Raw genomic sequence first — 7,197 nt, 5'->3', positions numbered from 1 at the left:
CACGCCGACCCGGCCCGACCCTACACATACCTTCCGCGGGGTGGAGCAGCCCGGTAGCTCGTCAGGCTCATAACCTGAAGGTCGCTGGTTCAAATCCAGCCCCCGCAACCAGACACACCACCATCACCGAACCGACACGCCAAGGCCCGCGCTCACACAGCGCGGGCCTTGGCGCGTTCAGGGGCATGGATCGTCATGCCAGAGCGGTAAGGCGCTGTGGTGAGCAGTTCGGTGGGCTTTCGCCGATCCAGCGCCGGCGATGCGACGCGGCGATCCGAGAGGGCAGGGGAGGGCGCTCGGAGACCCACGAACGGCTCCGTTCGTTTGGGGGCGCCTGGGCCCTCAGATCACGTTGGGTGACCGGCCTCGTTCCCACCGCCCTAGTGGCCACCTGAGGCAGAGCCGCAGCAGCGAAGGAGGTTGGATCGACCGGTTCGCCACGACCGGGCACATATCTCGGCTGGAACGGAGCGATCAAATTCTGTGGCGATTCGATCCGTGAGCGGTCGGGCAGGGAACGGGCTCGTCCCTGGCTCTAGGGATTTACCCTATAGCGCCGCAATATTGGGATTGCCCGGCTAAGCTAAGTGGTTCCGCCGAGTTCCGATCCTGGCTCTTGCTGCCGGATAACCAGCCCCAACCGGATGATCCTTCGTTGCGCGGAGTTGGCGGAAAGGGGTTGCGCGGGCTCTGCCAGAAAGCTATGAGCCGCAGGCCCTCTGGGGCGTCGGAGTGTAGCGCAGCCCGGTTAGCGCACTAGTCTGGGGGACTAGGGGTCGTGGGTTCGAATCCCGCCACTCCGACCATAAGTTTCAAGGGTTTAGCCGGGGTCTGACCGATGGGTCAGGCCCCGGTTTCCGTTTTGGTTTCCATCTGCCTTGTGCGGCGGTGGTCTTCCAGCTTCGCAATGGCGCTTCGCGCGAGCGTTCGGGTTCGGGTTCGGGCCAGATAACGGTCGAGGATCTTCTGCGCGTGGGCTTGAGAATGTCCGGTGATCGTCGCGATCTCCGGCACCGTGCAGCCGGCCTCGGCCAGCATGGTCACTGCCGTTCCCCGCAGGTCATGAAAATGGAGATCGTCGGCGATGCCGGCCGCCTTCACCGTCTCCGTCCAAATCGTATGGAAGTGGCGTTTCAGCCAAGGGCGGCCCGACGCCATTGTCAGGATCGTGGGGGAACGGCGAGGCGCTGAGGCGAGCGCTACCTGGAGGGCAGCCGTGGTCGGCACGTAGACCAGTTTCCGCGTCTTCCCCTGGCGCAGCGTGATCGCCTCTCCATCGTAGGCGGACCACGGGAGCGTAAGAAGGTCGCCCTGGCGCTGCCCGGTGTGGAGCGCGAGCATCATGGCAAGGTGCATCTTGGGGCTCGCGACACTTTCGAAGGACGCGATGTTCTCCGGCAGCCAGATCAGGTCGGCTCGGTTCGCGCGGTAGGCGCGGGTGAACGTCCCGATCGGGTTGCGGGGGATGTGTCCCTTATCGACAGCCCAAGCCAGCACACCGTTGAAGGCGGATAGCTTTGCGTCAGCTGCGCGCGGGTGTGTCTCCGCAAGGCCCTCGTGCCAGTCCAGCAGCAGCGTGCGCGCACTGGGCACCCCAGGCCGCGGCACGATGGTGAGCGCCTCGATCGGCATGGCGCCCCACTTTTCCTCGACAGCCTTGAGATTGAGATTGCCGATCTCGCGGGTGGAGGCTGCGAGACGCTTCCAGACGCCTGACTGCCGATATTGACGGATCAGCCACTCGACCGTCCCGGCACTTCGGGTCTGGGCCTTCGCACGCCCGGCCTCAGCCTGGGACGCGGCAAACTCGGATGTTCCAGGCGTGCCGGCGATCGGCGTCATGGTCGCCCGGTCATAGTGGTAGAGCCTGATTGTCCCATCCGCGAGCCGCTTGCGAACCCGCTTCACGCCCTTCAGCCTAACGTGCATGCTGAGCCAGCCATTCTTCCGCAGCCGATGCTCCACCATCGGACAGCAGGCCGGAGCGGCGATCAAGCCAGCGATCGATCAGGTTGCGGTCCCACTTTGTGGTGCCTGGAATGGGCGGCGGGACGATCCCACGCCGCTGCCAATCCGCGAAGGCGCTCAGCGAATCGCAACCGCAATACTCAGCTGCTTGGTCGCGTCTGAGGACGCGGGGAGCGATGCCGAGCGGGAGGGTCGTCATCCTTCCTGATCTCCTCCCATGTGATTGGTGAGGACGGCGCCGACGACGGACAAGCGCGTCGGAACGCGTCCGAGCGGGCGAGCAAGGGCGGCGTCCACGGTCAGCGCCCCACTGCGATCGACGGCCGAAAGGCGCCGAGGCGCCGCTGGACCACCAGGGGCATCAGACGCTTCGCGCCACCCGCATCGAGGATCTGGTGGTTCGCCGTCAGGCGGCGGCCGGCCACCAGTACGAGGAGGCCGTCTGGGAGGAGGCCGACACCTGGGACTTCCACCGCGCGGAGCTGGGCGGCAGTTCGTACTACGTTCTGCCGCACGTCCTGTAATGGTTCACCGGCAATGCCAGCCTGCACCACGTCTACCATCTCAACAGCCGCATTCCGAACCACCGTCTGCAAGAATGCCTGGATGGCCACGAGATCCTCGGTCACGTCGGACGCTTGACGCTGCGCGAGAGCCTGGGCTGCCTGAACCTCGCACTTTGGGATGAAGACGCACGCAAACTGGTCGGCTTCGCACGCGTACGGGGGCTGAAACCTGCTCGTTGAGAATGAGTCCGCCCCGTCAAATGCCGGGACCAAACATTTAGACTAGAATTTCGGCGAGAATGCTGGGGATCTCAGTCGGAATTTCCCGCGCGAGGAACCCAATGCCGCCGTGTCGCCGAGCAAGGCGCCGCCCAGCCTCACCATGGCAGTACACCCCCCAAACGGCCGCCGTAACAGGATCGGCACCGCGGGCGAGCAAACCAACGATCAGCCCAGCCAGAGTGTCGCCCGAGCCCGACGTCGCCAGGCCGACATGGCCCCCCTCGTAGCACCACGCACCACCGTTCGGTGCGACGATGTAGGTGGCGCCACCCTTCATCACCGTCAGGGTCCCGAACCGTTCGGTCGCTTCTCGCGCGGCAGCCAACGGATCGGCCTCGATCGTCTCGCGCTGCCGTCCGAGCAGCCCGGCCATTTCTCCGGTATGCGGGGTGATGACGGCCGGTGTTGCCAGCCCTTTCGTCAAGCCGGGCTCGTCACTCAGGACGCACAAGGCGCCTGCATCGAGCACGAGGGATGTCGTGCCCGACGCACGTAAAACCGCCGCAACGATGGCCCTCGTTTCGGCATCTTCGCTCATCCCCGGGCCGAGGAGAACCGCGTCGCAGCGTTCCGCCCGCTTCGAAACCTCGTCCGCGTTGGATCGCGATATGCCGCCTGCCTCGGTCTGCTGAAGGCCGACGACCATCGCCTCAGGCACCAGTAGTCCCAAAGGCACCGCTACGTCGCGGCAAACCGCGATCTGAAGCTTGCCCGCGCCGACGCGCATCGCCGCCTCGGCCGAAAGGCGAATTGCCCCGGGCAACTCTCGGCAGCCTCCCAACACGAGGACGCGACCACGGCCGTCCTTGCTGTCAGACGAGGGTGGCGGCGGGGGCATGCCGCGCAGAAGGCGCTCGGTGATCGGATCGGCACTGTCGCTCTGCTCAGCCATCGGCCCATCCACCTTATGTATGGTTCGCCACGCGGCCTAACTCATCCGGGCCTTCGGGGGCGGGTTCGGAGGTTACGGGTGTGCCCCCTGCAGTGAGGGGGGCAACGAAATTGTAGTGCGTGAGCGTCATCCCCCCGGAGGGCGGATGATGCGGATCGTAGGCGTAGTCTGTCACGCCGCAATTGGTGACATCGCCCTCGGCATCGATGGCGAGGATGCTGGCTTCGTCCAAATTCTCCAGCAGGTAGCGCATGCAAAGCACGACGACTTGGTGCGCCACCACGAGCACCCGTTGGCCGGCATGATGGAGGGCGATGGTATCGAGCACCCCGCGCAGCCGGAGGATCACATCGCACCAACTCTCGCCGCCGGGTGGGCGGTGGTAGAACTTACCGAGGTCCGCCCGCAGAGCGGCTTGTTCGGGATGCAGAGCCTCGATACCCGCGCGAGTCAGTCGGTCGAGGATGCCAAATTCCTTCTCGCGCAGCCGCTCATCGATGAGCGTCGCGGGCGTTCCGGCTGCGAGGCCACCACTCGCCCGGATCGCCTCAGCGGTCTGGAGCGCGCGGCGATAGGATGATGCGAGGACGAGGTTCGGACGCTCCGATTCGGGTCGCGCGGCGAACCACCGTCCTAATGCCTCGGACTGCTCGAGACCTAGCCCGCTCAGCGGCACATCCATATCGCGTTCAGTGATGTCGATGCGGTGGGCGTTGGCCGCGTGCGCGGCGTCGCGGGCGACATTTCCGGCACTTTCGCCGTGCCGCACGATCCAAAGACGGGAGGGGTGCCGGGCCAATCCACTCACTCGTCCCTCTCCCCAACTTCACGTTCTACGCCCATCCCCGTGGGGATCGGAACGCACCGATAGATGCAGGTTGTTCCCGCCAGTCGAATGTTGAGTTCCGGCTCGACATCTCGTTGGCCCTAACTAGGGCACGGGTGGGTCAACAGCCTGGAAGCGGACCTTCTCAGGGACCGCATCGGGTGGGGAGCGGGGAGTAGCTCGACGCCTGGAAGCGGACGCAGTCCACGTTTCCCAATATTCGCACCAGGGGCGCTTACGGAACCGAGCGCAACGCAGCATGTGCGCTTCTGAACAGATCGAGACTTTCGATAAACGTTATTTTCGAAAATTTTGAGCGGGGATTGTTGTCCTACGGTTGGCATGAGTTCTAGACGATTGTGTAGTCTGCACACATCGATCGCACTAAGGCCATCAATACAGTCCTTGCAAGTACGAAGTTGAGACCCAACAACGATGTGCCGAAGCTGTTTTCATGTCTAACATATAGTCCGCGGGTAGCAATAGAAACCAATAATCTTCGCTCCGGCAATAGCGGCGGCCCCAACATTGGAGCCCTTTCGAAGGGACATTGCAATTGCCGCGGAAGACGCAATAATAGCTTCGCTACGCACTTTGCTATAGTCGTACCTTCGGTCACCGCCCTTGATCCGACCGCTCATCGCTGTTTAGTCTTCGTCGGCTGTCCTCCGTTCATGGACGCAGAATGACCACGATCCGGATCAAACAGGATTGCTGGAATATACGAGACCGATAGAAGCGGCGCTGGAGCTGATTGAGTTGCAATTGTCCGAAGACGCTTCAAATTGCGAAGTCGATCCTGCCAAGACATCCTACGCATCCGTGGGTTTTGCCGTCATCGTACCCGTCTACAATGAAGCCGCTGTGCTTGAGCGCTTTCTCCGCCTCATTCGCGACGGCTTGCCACCGGATGCGCAGGTCGTCGTGGCGCTGAACGGCTGCACCGATGCGAGTGCGACGATCGTCGCCAGCGTTTCGGATGCGCGCATTCGTACGGTCGAGACAATCCGACCTGGCAAGGCGCGCGGCATCCGAGCCGCAGAGGCGATCACCGACCGGTTTCCGCGCTTTTACGTCGACGCCGATGTCGAGATCCGAGGATCCGATCTCTCCCGTCTCGCTGCGCGCCTCGCCACGTCGAACGCGATGATGATTAGCCCTCGAGCGGCGTTTCGCTACGAGGGGGCGACCTGCTTCGCGAAAGCGTTCAACGACGTGTGGATCAATTCAAACTATATACGGAACGGCGCTTTCCAGTACGTCATCGGCCTTTCCGAGAAAGGCCGGGCATGCTGGGGAGAGATGCCGGATGTTCTAGCCGACGATACGTTCATGCGCCTTTCCGTTCCGCCGGAGGAGCGGATCATCGCGGACGAGATCCAGATCATTGTTAGATTGCCGACGAGATGGCGACCGATCATCCGTGTCAGACGGCGCATCGCGCTCGGCCTGCGGCAGCTTCGGTCGCTCGGTTACCAACCGCGCGAGGCTGTAGCGCCATCCGGTCCGACGATCGTAGGCTCGCAGCCTTGGCCGAAAGTCGCGATTTATATTCTGGGTGTGATGATTGGACGTATCTGGGCGTACACGACGCCTTTAAGAACGTACGAATGGGGCAAAGACCAGAGTTCGAGAGCGCATTGAATGTCGATCCCGATTTTCATCGTCGGCCCATCGCGCAGTGGTACGGAACTCACTCGCTCGATCCTCAACAATTGCCCGTCGGTCCATATCTCGAAAGAGACGCATTATTTCGACGATTTGCGCCCGCGCCTCAAACGCCCCGATGGCGAGTGCGATGCGCAGGATGCTGGTCTCGTCACAGCATATTTCGAAGCTCTGCAGCATCACGCCTACGGCTTGCACCGATATCCGGCGGCCAGTCCGGCCCACGTGGCGATCACGCATCGGCACGGTGTCCGAGCTCGGTCCGCAGACGAGATGTTCGAAGAGCATTGCAGGGCGAAAATGCCTGACTGGCTGCCGTTCTGGGGCGAGAAAACCCCACGGCACGTTTTTCGAATCGACGACATTCGACGCGCCTATCCGTCAGCTCGGATCATTTTCTGTCATCGCGATCCGAGGGGCGTCGTCGCGTCATATCGAGATTGGAAAAACCGGTGGTTCGAAGGGCAGAGCCTTGACGAAGACATGAAAGGCCGGCTCAAGGCAGAAGAAGATCGGGTCCGAAAGTCCTACAGCCTCCTCATTCAGTGCTTGATGTGGAACAGCGCCGTAAAGTCGGCCGTTGCAGCCCGAACGAGGCATGGTGAGAATGCGATCTACTTTTTGAAATTCGAGGATCTGTTGAGTGACCCGAGTGGGACGATCAGACCGCTCTGTACTTGGCTCGATCTGCCCTATTCGCCCAACATGCTCGACATCATGCAGGTGAACAGTTCCTATACGGATGCCGGCACGGTTCGCGGCGTTTCCGACGAACCGAGCCGGCGCTGGAAGAAGACATTGTCCGAGAAGGAGATCGGCCTCATCGAAATGGTCACGGGCCGCACCATGGCGGCTCTTAACTATCAGGGCGGCACCGCTCAAAAGAGTTATATTTATATAATGAGCGAGCTATGCTTGCTGCCGATCAATGTTATTAGAGCTTTTTTTGCAAATCGGCACCGCATATCGAATATTAGTGATTATTTGATTTCGAGGGCACGTGGGAGATCGGTTTAGCACTTTGCATGAGATAGGCACGAATTTGACACCGCAGC

The 7,197-nt window shown here is 62.0% G+C and carries 6 protein-coding genes and 2 tRNA genes; 5 read left to right on the top strand and 3 right to left on the bottom strand.

Annotated elements, in window-relative coordinates; genetic code table 11:
• The first annotated feature begins 34 nt into the window (after window positions 1-34).
• Window positions 35-111: transfer RNA gene (locus tag MFF26_RS24090), tRNA-Met, on the top strand.
• A 617-nt stretch (window positions 112-728) separates the two neighbouring features.
• Window positions 729-806: transfer RNA gene (locus tag MFF26_RS24085), tRNA-Pro, on the top strand.
• A gap of 37 nt (window positions 807-843) precedes the next feature.
• Here MFF26_RS24085 and MFF26_RS24080 read toward each other — a convergent pair.
• Window positions 844-1,995 carry a tyrosine-type recombinase/integrase gene (locus tag MFF26_RS24080; RefSeq protein ID WP_238308756.1) on the bottom strand — a complete coding sequence of 384 codons (1,152 nt, stop codon included), beginning with the start codon at window positions 1,993-1,995 and terminating at the stop codon, window positions 844-846.
• Between the two features lie 368 nt (window positions 1,996-2,363).
• Between MFF26_RS24080 and MFF26_RS26525 the strand changes: the two genes are divergently transcribed.
• Window positions 2,364-2,492 carry a hypothetical protein gene (locus tag MFF26_RS26525; RefSeq protein WP_281405181.1) on the top strand — a complete coding sequence of 43 codons (129 nt, stop codon included), beginning with the start codon at window positions 2,364-2,366 and terminating at the stop codon, window positions 2,490-2,492.
• A 259-nt stretch (window positions 2,493-2,751) separates the two neighbouring features.
• Here the strand turns inward: MFF26_RS26525 and MFF26_RS24075 are convergent, their stop codons facing one another.
• Together MFF26_RS24075 and MFF26_RS24070 are read right to left on the bottom strand one after the other, a co-directional pair.
• Complete coding sequence (locus MFF26_RS24075; RefSeq protein WP_137831431.1) at window positions 2,752-3,648, bottom strand: NAD(P)H-hydrate dehydratase; 897 nt, start codon at window positions 3,646-3,648, stop codon at window positions 2,752-2,754.
• 13 nt (window positions 3,649-3,661) lie between these two features.
• Complete coding sequence (locus MFF26_RS24070) at window positions 3,662-4,447, bottom strand: histidine phosphatase family protein (protein WP_238308755.1); 786 nt, start codon at window positions 4,445-4,447, stop codon at window positions 3,662-3,664.
• Window positions 4,448-5,185: 738 nt separating this feature from the next.
• On the opposite strand from MFF26_RS24070, the gene MFF26_RS24065 reads away from it, so the two are divergent.
• Window positions 5,186-6,118, top strand: coding sequence for a glycosyltransferase family 2 protein (locus MFF26_RS24065; RefSeq protein WP_137831429.1), 933 nt, complete (start codon window positions 5,186-5,188; stop codon window positions 6,116-6,118).
• Window positions 6,119-7,159 (top strand): sulfotransferase family protein, encoded by a 1,041-nt coding sequence (locus tag MFF26_RS24060; RefSeq protein ID WP_137831428.1) that lies wholly within the window; start codon window positions 6,119-6,121, stop codon window positions 7,157-7,159.
• Window positions 7,160-7,197 lie beyond the last annotated feature (38 nt).

This window comes from Methylorubrum suomiense (assembly GCF_022179765.1).
GTDB lineage: Bacteria > Pseudomonadota > Alphaproteobacteria > Rhizobiales > Beijerinckiaceae > Methylobacterium > Methylobacterium suomiense.
Note: the sequence above shows the minus strand (reverse complement) of the source record. Positions and strands in the feature narration are given on the sequence as shown.

Bases quoted from the DNA above. Each gene is read 5' to 3' on its own strand.
- MFF26_RS24075 (WP_137831431.1), bottom strand. From the start codon at position 3,648: ATGGCTGAGCAGAGCGACAGTGCCGATCCGATCACCGAGCGCCTTCTG.
- MFF26_RS24060 (WP_137831428.1), top strand. From the start codon at position 6,119: ATGTCGATCCCGATTTTCATCGTCGGCCCATCGCGCAGTGGTACGGAA.